Annotated in this window: 13 protein-coding genes; 9 read left to right on the forward strand and 4 right to left on the reverse strand. The window is 69.3% G+C overall.

The annotated features are described in order from the left end of the window. Positions 1–21 precede the first annotated feature (21 nt). Entirely contained in the window at positions 22–2,799 is a 2,778-nt protein-coding gene (gene leuS, locus ACFWN2_RS29005) for a leucine--tRNA ligase (RefSeq protein ID WP_382432674.1), read from the reverse strand. A 250-nt stretch (positions 2,800–3,049) separates the two neighbouring features. On the opposite strand from leuS, the gene ACFWN2_RS29010 reads away from it, so the two are divergent. Beyond that, positions 3,050–3,454 (forward strand): SdpI family protein, encoded by a 405-nt coding sequence (locus ACFWN2_RS29010; protein WP_382432676.1) that lies wholly within the window; start codon positions 3,050–3,052, stop codon positions 3,452–3,454. A gap of 67 nt (positions 3,455–3,521) precedes the next feature. Here ACFWN2_RS29010 and ACFWN2_RS29015 read toward each other — a convergent pair whose 3' ends face one another. After that, positions 3,522–4,100, reverse strand: coding sequence for a YqgE/AlgH family protein (locus ACFWN2_RS29015; protein WP_382432678.1), 579 nt, complete (start codon positions 4,098–4,100; stop codon positions 3,522–3,524). A 238-nt stretch (positions 4,101–4,338) separates the two neighbouring features. On the opposite strand from ACFWN2_RS29015, the gene ACFWN2_RS29020 reads away from it, so the two are divergent. Beyond that, positions 4,339–5,679, forward strand: a complete 1,341-nt coding sequence (locus ACFWN2_RS29020; RefSeq protein ID WP_382432680.1) for an MFS transporter — start codon at positions 4,339–4,341, stop codon at positions 5,677–5,679. Here the strand turns inward: ACFWN2_RS29020 and ACFWN2_RS29025 are convergent. Further along, positions 5,608–5,862, reverse strand: a complete 255-nt coding sequence (locus tag ACFWN2_RS29025; RefSeq protein ID WP_382432682.1) for a LuxR C-terminal-related transcriptional regulator — start codon at positions 5,860–5,862, stop codon at positions 5,608–5,610. The genes ACFWN2_RS29020 and ACFWN2_RS29025 overlap by 72 nt on opposite strands. A gap of 99 nt (positions 5,863–5,961) precedes the next feature. Continuing rightward, the gene (locus tag ACFWN2_RS29030) at positions 5,962–7,395 is read right to left on the reverse strand and encodes a CCA tRNA nucleotidyltransferase (RefSeq protein ID WP_382432684.1); all 1,434 of its coding nucleotides are present in this window, start codon (positions 7,393–7,395) and stop codon (positions 5,962–5,964) included. Positions 7,396–7,437: 42 nt separating this feature from the next. On the opposite strand from ACFWN2_RS29030, the gene ACFWN2_RS29035 reads away from it, so the two are divergent. The 7 genes from ACFWN2_RS29035 (at position 7,438) to trxB (ending at position 15,961) form a co-directional block, all read left to right on the forward strand. Continuing rightward, a complete protein-coding gene (locus ACFWN2_RS29035) occupies positions 7,438–7,953 on the forward strand; it encodes an NUDIX hydrolase (RefSeq protein ID WP_382432686.1) in 516 nt (171 codons plus the stop codon). Continuing rightward, positions 7,950–10,247, forward strand: coding sequence for a DUF6049 family protein (locus ACFWN2_RS29040; protein WP_382432688.1), 2,298 nt, complete (start codon positions 7,950–7,952; stop codon positions 10,245–10,247). Before ACFWN2_RS29035 ends, ACFWN2_RS29040 begins: the two co-directional genes overlap by 4 nt. Further along, on the forward strand, positions 10,244–11,884 hold the full coding sequence (murJ, locus tag ACFWN2_RS29045) for a murein biosynthesis integral membrane protein MurJ (RefSeq protein ID WP_382432690.1): 1,641 nt from the start codon (positions 10,244–10,246) through the stop codon (positions 11,882–11,884). Before ACFWN2_RS29040 ends, murJ begins: the two co-directional genes overlap by 4 nt. Before the next feature lie 37 nt (positions 11,885–11,921). Further along, positions 11,922–13,442 (forward strand): protein kinase family protein, encoded by a 1,521-nt coding sequence (locus tag ACFWN2_RS29050; RefSeq protein WP_382432692.1) that lies wholly within the window; start codon positions 11,922–11,924, stop codon positions 13,440–13,442. A gap of 100 nt (positions 13,443–13,542) precedes the next feature. Beyond that, positions 13,543–14,160 (forward strand): RNA polymerase sigma factor SigM, encoded by a 618-nt coding sequence (gene sigM / locus ACFWN2_RS29055; RefSeq protein ID WP_089927514.1) that lies wholly within the window; start codon positions 13,543–13,545, stop codon positions 14,158–14,160. Then, positions 14,157–14,903 carry a hypothetical protein gene (locus tag ACFWN2_RS29060; protein WP_382432694.1) on the forward strand — a complete coding sequence of 249 codons (747 nt, stop codon included), beginning with the start codon at positions 14,157–14,159 and terminating at the stop codon, positions 14,901–14,903. The genes sigM and ACFWN2_RS29060 overlap by 4 nt, the downstream gene beginning before the upstream one ends. Positions 14,904–14,980: 77 nt before the next feature. After that, a complete protein-coding gene (gene trxB / locus ACFWN2_RS29065) occupies positions 14,981–15,961 on the forward strand; it encodes a thioredoxin-disulfide reductase (RefSeq protein WP_382432696.1) in 981 nt (326 codons plus the stop codon).

Below are 15,961 nucleotides of genomic sequence, written 5' to 3' on the forward strand. Positions count from 1 at the left end.
CCACGCCAGCTCCTCCCGTTGCTACAGAACGATGTTCACCAGGCGACCGGGCACCACGATCACCTTGCGCGGCTCGCCACCGGCGACCAGCTCGGCGATCTTCTCCTCGGCCAGAGCCGCGGCCTTGATCTCGTCCTGCGACGCGGACGCCGACACGACGACCCGCGAGCGGACCTTGCCGTTGACCTGGATCGGGTACTCGACCGTGTCCTCGACCAGGTACTGCTCGTCGGCCTTCGGGAACGGGCCGTGCGCCAGCGTGCCGTCGTTGCCCAGCTTCGCCCACAGCTCCTCGGCCACGTGCGGGGCCTGCGGCGCCAGCATCAGGACCAGGGGCTCGGCCAGCGCGCGGGGCGTGCCGCCGGCGTAGTGCTTGGTGACGTAGTTGTTCAGCTCGATCAGCTTCGCGCCCGCCGTGTTGTAGCGCAGGTTCGCGTAGTCGTCGTGGACGCCGGCGATCGTCTTGTGCAGCAGCCGCAGCGCTTCGGCCGAGGGCTCGTCGGTCGTCACGCGCAGCGAGCCGTCGGTCTCGTCGACCAGGTTGCGCCACAGGCGCTGCAGGAACCGTTGCGCGCCAACGACGTCCTTGGTCGCCCACGGGCGGGAGACGTCCATCGGGCCCATGGACATCTCGTAGAACCGGAAGGTGTCGGCGCCGTACCGTTCGCACATCTCGTCCGGCGTGACGACGTTCTTCAGGCTCTTGCCCATCTTCCCGTACTCACGGCGGACTTCCTCGCCGTTGTACGTGAACTTGCCGTCCTGCTCCACGACCTCGTCGGCCGGGACGTAGACGCCGCGCGGGTCGACGTACGCGTACGCCTGGATGTAGCCCTGGTTGAACAGGCGGCGGTACGGCTCGTCGCCGGACACGTGGCCCAGGTCGAACAGGATCTTCTGCCAGAAGCGCGAGTACAGCAGGTGCAGCACCGCGTGCTCGACGCCGCCGATGTACAGGTCGACGCCGCCGGGGTCGTTCGCGCCGTGCTCTGCCGTGCGCGGGCCCAGCCAGTACTTCTCGTTCTCCGGGTCGACGAACCGCTCGGTCTCGACCGGGTCGACGTAGCGCAGCTGGTACCAGCACGAACCCGCCCAGTTCGGCATGGTGTTCGTGTCGCGGCGGTAGGACTTCAGGCCGTCGCCCAGGTCCAGCTCGATCGTCGTCCACTCCGTGGCGCGCGACAGCGGCGGCGACGGCTCGGTGTCCGCGTCCTCCGGCTCGAAGGTGCGCGGCGAGTAGTCGTCGACGTCCGGCAGCTCGATCGGCAGCATCGACTCCGGCAGCGCGATGGCGGTGCCGGCCTCGTCGTAGACGACCGGGAACGGCTCGCCCCAGTAGCGCTGGCGGCTGAACAGCCAGTCGCGCAGCTTGAACTGGACGGTGCCGTGGCCGGAGCCCTGCTCCTCCAGCCAGCCGATGATCGTCTTCTTGGCCTCGTCGATGGCCATGCCATCCAGGAAGCCGCTGTTGATCGCCGGGCCGTCGCCGGTGTAGGCGTCGCCCTCGAAGCCCTCCGACGGCTGCACCGTGCGGATGATCGGCAGGTCGAACTTCGTGGCGAAGTCCCAGTCGCGCTGGTCCTGGCCGGGGACGGCCATGATCGCGCCGGTGCCGTAGCCCATCAGGACGTAGTCGGCGATGTAGACGGGGATTTCCTCGCCGTTCACCGGGTTCTTGGCGTACGCCCCGATGAAGACGCCGGTCTTCTCCTTGTTCTCCTGCCGGTCCAGTTCGGACTTCAGGGACGCTGCGCGCCGGTACGCGGCGATGTCTGCCACGCGATCGGGCGTCGCAATCTGGTCCACCAGCTCGTGTTCCGGTGCCAGGACCATGTAGGTCGCGCCGAACAGCGTGTCCGGACGGGTCGTGAAGACCTCAATGTTCTCGCTTCCCACCGCAAATCGGACTCGGGCACCGTGCGAGCGCCCGATCCAGTTGCGCTGCATGGCTTTGACCTTGTCGGGCCAGTCCAGCCGGTCCAGGTCGTCGATCAGCCGGTCCGAGTACGCGGTGATGCGCATCATCCACTGGCGCAGGTTTTTCCTGAACACCGGGAAGTTGCCACGCTCACTGCGACCGTCCGCGGTGACCTCTTCGTTCGCCAGCACAGTACCCAGTCCGGGACACCAGTTGACGGGCGCCTCCGACATGTAGGCCAGGCGGAATTCGCCCAAGATCCTTTGCTGGTCGGCAAAAGACAGCTCAGACCACGTGCGGCCGCCCTCGACGTCCCGTTCGCCAGACTCGAACTGCGAGATCAACTCGGCGATCGGCCGAGCCTTGCCGGCGTCGGCGTCGTACCAGGAGTTGAAGATCTGCAGGAAGATCCACTGAGTCCACTTGTAGTACTCGGGGTCGATCGTCGAGATGCGACGGCGCTCGTCGTGGCCCAGCCCCAGCCTGCGGATCTGGCGCAGGTAGGTGTTGATGTTGTCCTCGGTGGTCTTGCGCGGGTGCTGACCCGTCTGCACCGCGTACTGCTCCGCGGGCAGGCCGAACGCGTCGAAACCCATGGTGTGCAGCACGTTGCGGCCGTTCATGCGGTGGTACCGCGCGAAGACGTCCGTGCCGATGAAGCCCAGCGGGTGGCCGACGTGCAGGCCGGCGCCGCTCGGGTACGGGAACATGTCCTGCACGAACAGCTTGTCCGCGGGCACGTCACCCTTGAGCGCGCCAACGGGGTTGGGCGCGTAGTAGGTGCCGTGGTCCTCCCAGTACTGCTGCCACCGCGCCTCGATCTGGTTCGCCAGGTCGGCGGTGTAGCGGTAGGCGGGGATCTCCGCCGCGTCCGTGCTCATTTCAAGGTCCCTCTCACGTCTGTTCCTGCCCCTGACATGACGAAACCCCCCAGCCCAGATGGGCATGGAGGGTGGCCGCGCCGACCGTCTCTCGAAGAGGTCGTCGCGGCTAGATAAGGAGCAGGCGGGCCGTGCTCATGTCGTCAACGGTATCAGCGCAGCGCAAGCGGGATGCACCCGGCGGTGGCCTGAGGCACATCTGCACGGGGTGAGGTCGAGGTGAACGCGAGCACCGGCTTACCCTCATGGGGTGAACATCGTGCTGTCGGTCGTCCTGGGTGTGCTCGGCGTCGCTCTCGGCGCGGTCGGTCTCATGGGTCTGCAGGGCAAGCTGCGCCGCAACCGCTTCGTCGGTGTGCGCACGGCCGCCGCCCTGCGCGACGAGGAGACGTTCGCGCTGGCCAACCGGGTCGCGGGGGTGCCGAACATCGCGGCCGGTGCCGTGGCGATCGTGTCGGGCGCGATGGCGTTCGTCATGGCCGACCTCGCCGTCACCGCCGGGATCATCGGCCTGGTCGGGGCGCTGGTGATCGCGTTCGCCGCCGGGGTCGTGGGGAGCCGCGCGGCGGAGGCGCTGCCAGAGCCGGTCAAGCCCAAGGGCTGTGGTGGCTGCGCCTGCGGTGGTGGCGGTTGCTCGCCGCTCGCCGGGCTCTAGGAACTGCAAGCATCAGGCCGGATCACCGGGTGATCCGGCCTTTTTCGTGCCCGAGGTTTCACGTGAATCAGTTGTCGCGGACGTCCTTCGGGTAGGTCGACAGCAGCGCGAGGGGCATGCCCTGCCGGCGCAGCACCCGGCCCCACAGGTCGACCTGCGCGCCCACCAGCACGTCGTCGGCCAGCCCCGTCACGACCATCCAGTCGCCGCGGTCGATCTCGCCCTGCAACTGCCCCTCGCCCCACCCCGAGTAGCCCGCGAACACCCGCAGGCCGCGCACCAGCGGCATCAGGTCGTCCGGTTCGGCGTCGAGGTCGACGAGGGCGATCGGGCCCTGCACGCTGACGAGGCCCTCCACGGTCGCCGGGTCGGTGCCCGCCTTCAGGGCTGCCAGGCACAGCGCCGTCTTCTGCTCGACCGGGCCGCCGATGTGGATGCACTGCGGCTTCGTGACGTGGGAGCCCCACGGCGGCAGTACGTCGTGGACTGCCACCTCGGAGGGGCGGTTCAGCACGACGCCGAGGGTCCCCTCTGGACGTTGGTCGATGATGTAGACGACGGTGCGCGTGAAGTTCGGGTCGTTGAGGCTCGGAGCGGCAACCAACAGGGAGCCTGGCTCGACTTCGACTTCGTCATCGGGACGCACGTCACCATGAAATCACTCGTGATCGCCGGAACAACTCAGGCCCGCTCCCCGTTAGACTGAGGTGTCGGATGTCTTTGTGTCCCCCGGGCTCAACAGACAACCGCCCTTGCGGAATACCGTTCGGCTGGAACCGCTTGGTGCAACGCGCCGTGAGGCGACCTGGCATCCGGCACCAGGGGAGCCGGACCGCGAGGTCCGGCTTTCGTGGTTTTCACCACTGCGCGCATAGAGTGCAACGGTGACAACGCTTGCGGTGGAGAAGCACCACTGGGGATCACGCCGGTTCCTCGGCATTCCCGAGTACCGCAGGCTCCTCGCCACCCGCCTCGCGTCGCAGTGGGGTGACGGACTCTTCCAGGCCGGTCTGGCCGGCGCTGTGCTCTTCAACCCCGAACGGCAGGCCGATCCGGCGGCGATCGCGGCCGGGTTCGCCGTGCTGCTGCTGCCGTACTCGCTGATCGGGCCGTTCACGGGCGCGTTGCTGGACCGGTGGGACCGCAGGAAGGTCATCGTCGTCGCGAACGCCACGCGGGCGGCGTTCATCCTGCTCACGGCCGCGGCGGTCGGCGCGGGGCTCAGCGGGTTGCCGCTCTACGTCTCCGCGCTCGTCACCATGGGCATCGGCCGGTTCGTCGGGTCCGGGCTGTCCGCGTCACTGCCGCACGTCGTGCCCGAGGACCACCTCGTCGAGGCGAACGCGCTGGCCACGACGGCCGGCGCGATCATGGCCGTGATCGGTGCGGCCTGCGCGATCGGGTTCCGCACGGTGCTCGGCGCCGGTGACGGCGGGTCGGCGTGGACGACCAGCATCGCCGTGCTCGGGTTGCTGCTCAGCGCGTTCATCGCCAGCCGGTTCAAGCCTGGTGTGCTCGGGCCGGACGAGGTCAACGAGCCGCACAACGCCATCAGCGCGGTCGCACGGGGTCTGGTGGACGGCGCGAAGGCCACCTGGCGCACGCCGAGCGTCACGGCCGGTCTGGCCGCGCTGCTCGCGCACCGGGCCGCGTTCGGCATGAGCCTCATGATCACGCTGCTGCTGATGCGCTACAGCCTGGAGGACGTCGGCATCCTCAAGGCCGGCATCGGCGGGCTCGGCGAGGTCGCGGTCGCGGGCGGCGCGGGTGTGCTGCTCGCGGGCATCCTGACCGACCGGATCGTCGACAGGTTCGGCGTCCGGCGCACGATCTGCGGCGCGTTGCTGCTCACTGCCGCCGCGCAGGTCGGGCTCGGTCTGCCGATGACGCTGGTGACCATCCTGCTGGCCAGCTTCGTGATCATCTTCGCTGGTCAGATCGTCAAGCTGTGCGTGGACACCGCCGTGCAGCACGACGTCGGCGACGAGGTGCGCGGGCGCGTGTTCGCCCTCTACGACACCCTCTTCAACATCGCGCAGGTCACGGCGGTGTCGATCACGGCGACGGTGGTCCCCCTGGACGGGCGCTCGCCCGGCCTGATCCTCGTCGCCGCGTCCCTCTACCTGGTCGGGCTGGGCGCCTACCTGTTCCTGTCAGCGCGGAAACGGCAGGTGCAGCATCCCGGCCTCGTGCGCGAAAACGACAGCAGCCACTCGATCGGGTAGATCCAGGCGCAGCAGGATGTCGGCCACCTCGTCGGCCACCTGCTGCTGCCCCATGCCGAGCACGCGCGCGATCTCGTGCTCGGCGTGACCGCGTGCGAGACACCGCAGCACGGCCCGTTGGTCGTCGGTCAGAACGTCCAGGTCGTAGACGGCAGGACCTGCGGAAAGTCCCCAGGCGAACATCTGCACCACCCCCCATGCGCCCCCTAGCGCGGGTTCCATGGTGCCTCCCCGCGCTGACACTTCGCTAACGCGGGGATTGCATTCGCTCACAATGCGTCACTACGCGGGCGGGGTGATCCCCTGTTCGCGCGCCCAGTCGAGCAACGCGGCCTCGGCTTCGTCGCGATCCAGTGGTCCGCGGTCGAGCCTGAGCTCCTTGAGGAACTTCCACGCGGCCCCGACCTGACGGCCCGGCGGCAGGCCGAGGAGCTTCATGATCTCGTTGCCGTCGAGGTCCGGGCGTACGCGCGCGAGGTCTTCCTCGGCGGCGATGCGCGCGATGCGTTCCTCAAGGGAGTCGTAGGTCCGCTTCAGCAGGTTCGCCTTGCGCTTGTTCCGGGTCGTGCAGTCCGCACGGACGAGCTTGTGCAGCCGCGTCAGCAGGTCACCCGCGTCCGTCACGTACCGGCGCACGGCCGAGTCGGTCCACTCGCCGTTGCCGTACCCGTGGAAGCGCAGGTGCAGGTAGACGAGCTTCGCGACGTCCTCGGTGATCTCCTTCGAGAACCGCAACGCGCGCAAGCGCTTGCGGACCATCTTCGCTCCCACGACCTCGTGGTGGTGGAACGAGACGCCGCCGCCGGACTCGAACTTCCGGGTCGCCGGCTTGCCGATGTCGTGCAGGAGAGCGGCGATCCTCAGCACCAGATCGGGTGATTGATCAACTTCTTCAAGATCAATTGCCTGTTCCAGCACAACCAGCGAGTGGTCGAAGACGTCCTTGTGCTGATGATGTTCGTCGATCTCCAGCTTCATGGCCGTGAGCTCGGGCAGCACGACGTCGGCCAGCCCGGTCTCCACCATGAGCTCGATGCCGCGGCGCGGGTGCGCGCCGCACAGGAGCTTCGAGAGCTCCACCTGCACGCGCTCCGGCGTGATGCGGGTGAGCTGGCCTGCCATCGACCGCATCGCCTCGATCACGCGCGGCGCGGCCGTGAAGCCGAGCTGCGAGACGAACCGGGCGGCGCGCAGCATGCGCAGCGGGTCGTCGCCGAACGACTCCTGCGGGGTCGCCGGGGTGTCCAGCACGCCGTCGTGCGCCGCCTGCAGACCACCGGTCGGGTCGACGAACTGCGAGGCGGCGATGTCGAACGCCATCGCGTTGACGGTGAAGTCGCGCCGGACCAGGTCGCCGTCGATGGAGTCGCCGAAGGTCACCTCGGGGTTGCGGGTCACGCCGTCGTAGACGTCCGCGCGGAAGGTCGTGATCTCGATGATCTCGCCCTTCTTGGACGCCCCGACGGTGCCGAACGCGATGCCGGTGTCCCACTGCGCGTCGGCCCAGCCGCTCAGCAGCTTCTGGATCTCCGCAGGTCGCGCGTCCGTCGTGAAGTCGAAGTCGTTCGTCGGGCGCCCCAGCACGGCGTCGCGCACACTTCCACCCACGAGGTAGAGGCGCTTGCCCTCGGCTGCGAACCGGGCGGCGAGCTCGGCGACGACTGGTGTGATGGCGGGCTTCTCCACCACCGCATTCTGCTGGAGCGATCGAGACACGAGAAACCAGCGTACTTAAGGTTCGTAAGTACGATCGGGCTCATGTCCCCGTCAGCGTCACGTTCCGGGAGTCCCAAACCGGGGCGCCGGAAGAAGCGCCGGGGTCGGAGGCTCAAGACCGTCGACGAGACGTCGGCGGGTGGCCTGGTGCTCGACGGAGAGCAACGGGCCGCGGTGATCGGCAGACTTGACCGGCGAGGCCGGTTGCTGTGGTCTTTGCCCAAGGGTCACATCGAGGCCGGCGAGACCGCGGAACAGACCGCGGTGCGCGAGGTCGCCGAGGAGACCGGTATTCATAGCAGGGTGCTGCGCCCGTTGGGGTCGATCGACTACTGGTTCGTCGCGGACGACCGCCGGGTGCACAAGACGGTTCACCACTTCCTCCTCGAAGCGACGGGGGGAGAGCTTTCCGACGAAGACGTGGAGGTCACCGAGGTGGCGTGGGTGCCACTCGGCGAACTGGACGAGCGACTCGCACATGCCGATGAGCGCCGTCTGGTCCGCCGAGCCGCCGAACTGCTCTCCGACCGCTGCCCGAACGGGGCGGAGTCGGCGTGAGCCTGAGGAAGCTCGTCTGCACAGCCGCCGTCGCCGCGTTCGTGGTGATCGCAGCGCCGCCCGCCGGCGCTCAGCAGTCACAACCGGACGAAGTGGACGCGCTGCCGTTCATGCCCGCACCGGCTACGCAGGTGTGGGCGACCAGATCGCTTTCCGCACAGCCCGGCCAGGCGCAGCCGCAGTTCCTGCGGCTCGACATCGACCAGCTCACACCCCGGTTCGTGACGAGCGACTCCCCGTCGACCGTCAAGATCACCGGCAAGATCGTCAACGTCGGCGACCGCAAGGTGTTCGACATCGTGCTGCGCCTCGAACGGGGTGAGCCGCTCGAAGCCGAGGACGACCTGCGCAAGGCGTTGCGCGAGCCGGCGTCCGCCGAGGCCGTGCAGCCCAAGTTCACCCCGGTCGCGGGCGAGCTCGAACCCGGCCAGCAGAAGGACTTCACGCTGGAGGTGCCGCTGCGCGGTACCGAGCCGACCTCGCTGGAGGTCGACAAACCGGGCATCTACCCGATCCTCGCGAACATCAACGGCAGGCCGGACTTCGGTGGCCAGGCACGCCTCGCGGCGCTGTCCACGCTGCTGCCCGTCCTCGGCGTGCCCGGTGGCGAGACCAAGGGCAAGGTCGGCGCCGGCGCGAAGATGACCGTGCTGTGGCCGATCGCGGACCGCCCCCGGCTGGTCAGGCTCGGCGGCGAGGGCGACTCGGAGCTGATCGACGACGACCTCGCGACGTCGCTCTCGGTCAACGGCCGGCTGTACGGCCTGCTGCAGGCCTACGAGCAGGCGATCTCGCAGATGAGCACGGCCATGTGCCTCGCCATCGACCCCGATCTGCTGCGCACCGTGCAGGCCATGAGCAACGGCTACGAGGTCCGCGGTGGCGCGGAGGGCAAGGGTCAGAGCGAGGCCGAGCTGTGGCTCGACCGGCTCAAGCTCGCCGTCACGGGCCGGTGCGTCGTCGCGCTGCCGTACGCCGACGCCGACCTCGTGGCGCTGAACAGGGCGAAGCTCTCCACCATCAGCACGCTCGCCGTGACGGACGGTCCCAAGCTCATCCAGGACGTGCTGGGCGTGCAGCCGCTGCCCGACCTGGTCTGGCCGGAGGACGGCGTGCTCGACCAGTCGACGTTCGACGAGCTGGTCACGCCGCAGCCGGACAGGCGCTACCCCGGCGTGAAGTCGCTGCTCCTGGACCCGACGGGTCTCGCGGACGCACCGGGCACCGGGCCCGTCGGCATCGGCGGCAAGACCCCGGTGACCGCGGTGAAGATCGACTCGATGGTCTCGGACGCGCTGCAGGGCAGCGACTCGCGGCCGCGCACGCTGTCCGGCGTGGCCGCGCCGGTCGAGAGCCAGCCGGTGTCGGTGCAGAACGCGCTGTCGGTGCTGGCGTTCCGCGCAGGCTGGCAGGGCGACGGCCGCAACGTGCTGGTCGCGCCGCCGCGCCGCTGGCACGCGCCGCTCTCGGAGATGACCGAGTTCCTGGCCACCGCCCAGAAGCTGCTGGCGGGCGGGTACGCGACGCAGACCGGCCTGGAGGAGCTCACCAGCGCCACCCCTGAGGTCACGAACGCCAAGGTCGCCTACCCGCCGGAGGCCGGTGCCAGGGAGATCTCGGCGATCATCTCGGACTCCGTCGCGAACCAGAGCGCCGAGCTCAACGGCCTGGTCGCGGCCATGCAGCAGGAGGACACGGCGCACGCGTCGCCCGCCGACCTGGCCGACCCGCTGTGGCTCGGCCTGCTGCGGACGATGTCCGGCGCGTGGCGGGGCAACGAGCAGGGCGCCCGGTCCGCGGCGCAGGTCAGCCAGAGCGAGATCGACGCGCTGACCGGCATGGTCGGCGTGACGCAGCCGAACAGCCCGATCCTGCTCGGCTCCGGCGACAGCCCGATCCCGATCACGCTCACGAACAAGCTCGACGTCCGCGTGACGGTCCGGATCAACCTCGCCGACACCCCCGGCATCCGCAAGCTCGACCTCGCCGACCAGGTGCTCCCCGCCCGCGGTGAGCGCGTCGTGCGGGTGCCGGTCGAGGTGCTGCGGTCCGGCCGGTTCCCGGTCAACGTGCGGCTGACCACTCCCGAGGGCGTTCCGCTCGGCGACACTGTCAAGCTGGAGGTGTCGTCGTCCGCGTACGGCACCATCACGGTCATCGTCACCGTGCTGGCCGGGATCGCGCTCGTCCTGCTCTCGGGGCGTCGCATCTACAAGCGGGTTCGCGCCCGCAACGGCGAGAACGGCGACGCACCTTCCATCGAGAACGTCACACCGGAGAAGTCGAGCGCGTGAGCGAGACAGCCACGACCACCCAGCCAGAGCAGCAGAAGCAGGAGCCGTCGGTCGCCAGGGCCAGCGGCTCGATGGCGATCGCGACGATCGTCAGCCGGGTGACCGGCCTGCTGTCGAAGGTGCTGCTGGTCGCGGCACTGGGCATCGGCACCCTCAACGACTCCTACCAGGCGGCCTCGACGCTGCCGACGATGATCAACGAGCTCCTGCTCGGCGGCATCCTGACCAGCGTGGCCATCCCGCTGCTGGTCCGCGCCGAGAAGGAGGACGGCGACGGCGGTGAGTCGTACGCCCAGTGGTTGATCAGCATGGGCACGGCGATCCTCGGCGTCGGCACGGTGATCGCGGTGGCCAGCGCCCCGCTGCTCACCTCGCTGTTCATCGCCGACTCGCCGAACGCGAACAGGGACCTGGTCACGGCGTTCGCCTACCTGGTGCTGCCCGGCATCGTGTTCTACGGCCTGACGGCGCTGCTCAGCGCGGTGCTCAACGCCCGGCACGTGTTCGGCCTGCCCACCTGGGCCCCGGTCCTGAACAACCTCGTCGTGATCGTCGTCCTCGGCGTCTACTGGCTGCTGCCCGGCGACATCACGCTCAACCCGGTCTCGATGACCGACAGCCACGTGCTGGTGCTGGGTCTCGGCACCGCGCTCGGTGTGGCGGTGCAGGCGTCGGTGCTGATCCCGGCGCTGCGCAGGACCGGTTTCCGGTTCAAGTGGCGGTTCGGCTGGGACGCGCGGCTCGCCGAGTTCGGCGGCCTGGCGTTCTGGGTGCTGCTCTACGTCGGCCTCGGGTTCGCCAGCCTGACGGTGCTGACCAAGGTGGCGACGAACGGCAACGGCGCCCTGGCGGCGTTCAACTTCCAGTGGCTGATCGCCCAGGTGCCGTACGGCGTCCTCGGCGTCTCGCTGCTGACCGCGCTGATGCCGAAGATGAGCCGGGCCGCGGCGAACAACGACAACGACGCGATCGTGCGCGACCTGCTCTTCGGCAACCGCATGTCGTCGATCCTGCTGATGCCGTTCAGCGTGCTGATGACGGTCTCGGGCGTGGCGATCGGCCTGGCGGCGTTCGGGTTCGGCAAGTCGGGCGTGGAGGGCGGCACGGCGGTCGGCCTGGCGCTCGCGCTGTCGGCGTTCGGCCTGGTGCCGTACGCGATCACGCTGCTGCAGATCCGGGTCTTCTACGCGATGAAGGACGCGCGCACGCCGACGCTGATCCAGGCGTTGATCGTGGCCGTCCGGATCGCGTTGCTGTACTTCTTCCTCGCGGTGTCGGAGCCCGAGCAGCTCGCCGTCGGCGTGTCGCTCGCGATGTCGCTGAGCTTCGTCTTCGGCGCGATCGTCGGCCAGGTGTGGCTGCGGATCCGCCTCGGCCGCCTGCGCACCGGCTTCACCATCTGGACCGTCTGCCTCACCGTGGTCGCCTCCGCGGTGGCCTTCGCGGTCGCCAAGGGCGTGAACCTGCTGCTCCTGGGCGTGATCGGGTTCTCGAACCCGGTCGTGGCCGCCTGGTTCGAGACGATCCTGGTGACGCTGATCGGCCTGCCGCTCGCGTTCGGCCTTCTGGCCGCGTTCCGAGTGCCGGAGATGAAGCCGGCGATCGCCAAGATCAACCGTTTGGTGCGGCGAAGGTGACTCCAGTCCGTGACCGTCGTCCCGTACCCTCGTTTCCGTGAGTAGCGGAGTTCACGCCGCCCTGGTCCCCGGCGGCGTCATCGGCAACGGCCGCTACCGGCTGCTCGCGAAATCCGGCACCGACGCGAGGTCCAACGCGGAGCTGTGGCGCGCGCGGGACGGTCAGCTCAACCGGGACGTGGCGCTGACGATCCTCCTGGGCGACCTGGCGAACGGCGAAGCAGCCGCCCGTGCCCGCCGGACGGTCGAACGGGCGATGCACGCGTCGTCGTTCACGCACCCCGGTGTGTCGAGGGTGATCGACGTGCTGACGCCGGGCACCGGCATCCGTCCCGACGAGGGCATCCTCGGCATGGTCATCGCCGAGTGGACCCAGGGCACCGACCTGATGGACCTCATCGCGGAGGGTCCGCTGCCGGCGGGCGCCGCGACCCGCCTGCTCGAGCCGCTCGGCGCCGCCATCGAGGGCGCGCACCACGCCGGTCTCGTGCTGGGCGCAGACCACCCGCAGCGCATCCGCGTCACCTCGGACGGCCGCCTGCGCCTCGCGTTCCCCGGTCCGAGGCCGGACGCGATCGCGCGCGACGACGTCAAGGGCCTGGGCGCGATCCTGTACCTGCTGCTCACCGGCCGGTGGGCGCTGCCGGGCGGCCCCCAGGGCGTGCCGGTGGCCCCGACCGGGCCGGACGGGTCCGTGGTCGCGCCGAACGCGTTGCACCCGTACCTGCCGCACGACCTGTCGTCCGTCGCGGTGCGTTCGCTGGAGGACACCTCGGTGGGCGGCATCCGCACCTCCGCGGCGATCCTGCAGGTCCTCGACCAGATCGCTGCCGAGGAAGCGCAGACGTCGCTGATCCCGGCCGTGGCGTCCCGTGGGGATGATGACGACGACCAGGTCGTGTGGACGACCCAGCGGCCGCGGCAGGACAAGCAGCAGAAGAAGAAGCTGTGGATCAGCGTCGCGGTGCTCGCCGTCGCCACGCTGACCGTGATCGTGTGGCTGAGCGTGCAGATCGTCGGGTTCTTCAGCGACGAGCCGTCCAAGGGCGGCGGCCCGACCGTGGTGATCAACCAGCCGGGTTCGAACGGCCAGACCGCGCCCCCGCCCGCGCCGGCCGGACCGGTGCAGCCGGGCCAGATCGGCGTCTACGACGTCACGAACCAGCCCGACAGCGCGAACCAGGCGAGCAGGGCCGTCGACGGCAACGCGAGCACGTTCTGGCGGACCGACAACTACTTCCAGCCGTTCCCGACGCTGAAGCCGGGCATCGGGCTGATGGCGTCGTTCGCGGAGCCGGTGAAGCTGGCCTCGGTCACGGTCACCTCGCCCAGCAAGGGCACGAAGGTCGAGATCCGGGTCGCCTCGGCACTCGACTCGCCGCTGGAGGAGACCAAGGTCATCGGGGTCGCGGAGCTGTCGGACGGGCAGACGCAGATCCAGCTGAACGAGCACGAGGCGACCGGGCACGTGCTGATCTGGATCACGCAGCTGGCCAGTCCGGGCGGCGGCAAGAACCAGACCGAGATCCGCGAGATCCTCTACACCAGGGCGCAGTAGCTTTGGCCGCTGGCGCAGCGGCCCACCAAGTAGGTCTACTCAGCCACGCTGGGTAGACCTGTACGGGTGACCTGTGATCGTCCTCGCTAAAGTGCCATTCGTGACCGCCGCAGCCAGCTCGGACGCCGATCTCATCTCGGCCCACGCCGCAGGTGACCCCTACGCGTTCTCGGAGCTGGTCAAACGGCACCGGGACCGGATGTGGGCGGTGGCGTTGCGCACGCTGCGCGACCCGGAAGAGGCCGCGGACGCGCTCCAGGAGGCGTTCATCTCGGCCTTCCGGGCGGCGTCGTCGTTCCGCGCGGAGTCACAGGTCACCACCTGGCTTCACCGGATCGTGGTGAACGCGTGCCTCGACCGGATGAGACGCCGACAAACAAGACCGACAGTGCCGTTGCCCGAGGCCGGTCCCGGTGAGCCCGTCGCGCCACGTGACGCGATGAGCGACCGCGAGACCAGCCTCATGGTGCAGCAGGCGTTGATGGAGCTGCCGGAAGAGCAGCGGGCGCCCATCGTGCTCGTCGACGTGGAGGGGTATTCGGTCGCGGAGACGGCCAAGCTCCTCGGCATCGCGGAGGGCACGGTCAAGAGCCGGTGTGCGCGAGGTCGCGCCAAGCTCGCCAAAGTTCTCGGGCACCTCAGGAACCGAATCGCAGATGCGAACGTCCCAGCTGACGGTGTGAATGTGCAAGAGCAACGTCAGTGGGAGGGTCGATGACCGGCATGGAGCGCGTGCCGATGGGTCCGCCGTGGTCGGTTGACCTCATCGCGGACCTCCACGCGGGTGTGCTGCCCCCTGAGGTCGCCGCACAGCTGCGTCCGAGGGTGGAGGCGGACGCGGAGTCGGCCGAGATCCTCCGGGCTCTCGACGCCACGCTGGAGGACCTGCAGGCGTTGCCGCCGATCCCGATGCCCGACCACGTGGCCGCTCGGATCGACGCCGCGCTGGCCGCCGAGGCCCGTCCGGGCATCGCGCCGGTGGTCTCGCTGAACGACGCTCGCCGTCGCCGCAACCGCAGGCTGGGTTTCGGCGGTGGTGGTGTGCTGGTCGCCGCCGCGGCCGCGTTCGGCATCGTCCTGGCCGTGTCGCCGGAAGCGCAGCAGACCTCGAACGACGCCCAGCCCCCCGCGGCCACGTCGTCCAAGCCCGCCGACGCCGCCCCTCCGCTGGCGCTGAAGCGCGAGGAGCTGGGCTCCGCGGTCGGTGAAGTGCTCAAGGCGCAGAACTACGGCCCGCTGGAGACGCCCGACCGGTTGGCCGGCTGTCTCAAGGGCGGTGGCATCACCAGCTCGGGCACGCCGCTCGGCATCAGCCCGATCAACCTGGAGGGCAAGGACGCCGTGATGGCGATCCTGCCCGCCGGACTCGGTGAGTTCCGGCTGGTCGTGCTGGATCCGGAGACCTGCGGGCCGGACAAGCCGGCGGGCGTTCTGGCCGACACGACCATCAAGCCTAGGTAGTCGCTCAAGTCACGGAATTAGCTGCACCTACGATCCGTTGAGCCAGTCAGACGACGAGATCGAGGAGTTGCAGAGCCGTGAGCGTGCGCAACGTGATCATCATTGGATCGGGACCGGCGGGCTACACCGCGGCGGTCTACGCGGCACGTGCGCAGCTGGAGCCCCTGGTCTTCGAGGGTTCGCAGTACGGCGGCGCCCTCATGACGACGACCGAGGTCGAGAACTACCCCGGTTTCCGCGACGGCATCATGGGCCCCGAGCTCATGGAGCAGATGCGCGAGCAGGCCATCCGCTTCGGCGCCGAGCTGCGCGCCGAGGACGTCGAGTCGGTCGAGCTGACCGGTGAGGTCAAGAAGGTCGTCGCGAACGGCGTCGAGTACGAGGCGCGCGCGGTCATCCTCGCGATGGGTGCCGCCGCCCGTTACCTCGACATCCCCGGCGAGCAGGAGCTGCTCGGCCGCGGTGTGTCCGCCTGTGCGACGTGCGACGGTTTCTTCTTCCGCGACCACGACATCGCGGTGGTCGGCGGCGGCGACACGGCCATGGAGGAGGCGACGTTCCTCACGCGCTTCGCCAAGTCCGTGACGGTCATCCACCGCCGCGAGGAGTTCCGCGCCTCGAAGGTCATGCTGGAGCGCGCCCGCGCCAACGAGAAGATCAAGTGGCAGCTGAACACCCAGGTCACCGACGTGCTGGGTGACGGCACCGTGTCGTCCATCAAGATCAAGGACACCCAGACCGGCGCCGAGTCCGAGATGCCCGTCACCGGCTTCTTCCTCGCGATCGGCCACGACCCGCGCTCGGCGCTGGTCAAGGGCCAGATCGACCTGGACGCCGAGGGCTACGTCGTGACCAAGGGCAAGTCCTCGTACACGAACCTGGACGGCGTGTTCGCCGCCGGCGACCTGGTCGACCACGAATACCGTCAGGCCATCACCGCCGCGGGGTCCGGCTGCAGCGCCGCGATCGACGCGGAGCGGTGGCTCGCCGAGCACGGCACCGAGCAGGCCGAGATCGCCGCCGAGGCCGTCGGTGGCGGCTACGGCAAGAGCAACTGA

The sequence above is a fragment of the Lentzea sp. NPDC058436 genome, assembly GCF_042721515.1.
In the GTDB taxonomy this organism is placed as follows: domain Bacteria; phylum Actinomycetota; class Actinomycetes; order Mycobacteriales; family Pseudonocardiaceae; genus Lentzea.

Excerpts from the sequence above, each read along its gene's own strand:
- leuS (WP_382432674.1), bottom strand. The coding sequence starts at position 2,799 with ATGAGCACGGACGCGGCGGAGATCCCCGCCTACCGCTACACCGCCGAC.
- ACFWN2_RS29035 (WP_382432686.1), top strand. The coding sequence starts at position 7,438 with ATGTCCCCGTCAGCGTCACGTTCCGGGAGTCCCAAACCGGGGCGCCGG.
- ACFWN2_RS29060 (WP_382432694.1), top strand. The coding sequence starts at position 14,157 with ATGACCGGCATGGAGCGCGTGCCGATGGGTCCGCCGTGGTCGGTTGAC.
- ACFWN2_RS29025 (WP_382432682.1), bottom strand. The coding sequence starts at position 5,862 with ATGTTCGCCTGGGGACTTTCCGCAGGTCCTGCCGTCTACGACCTGGAC.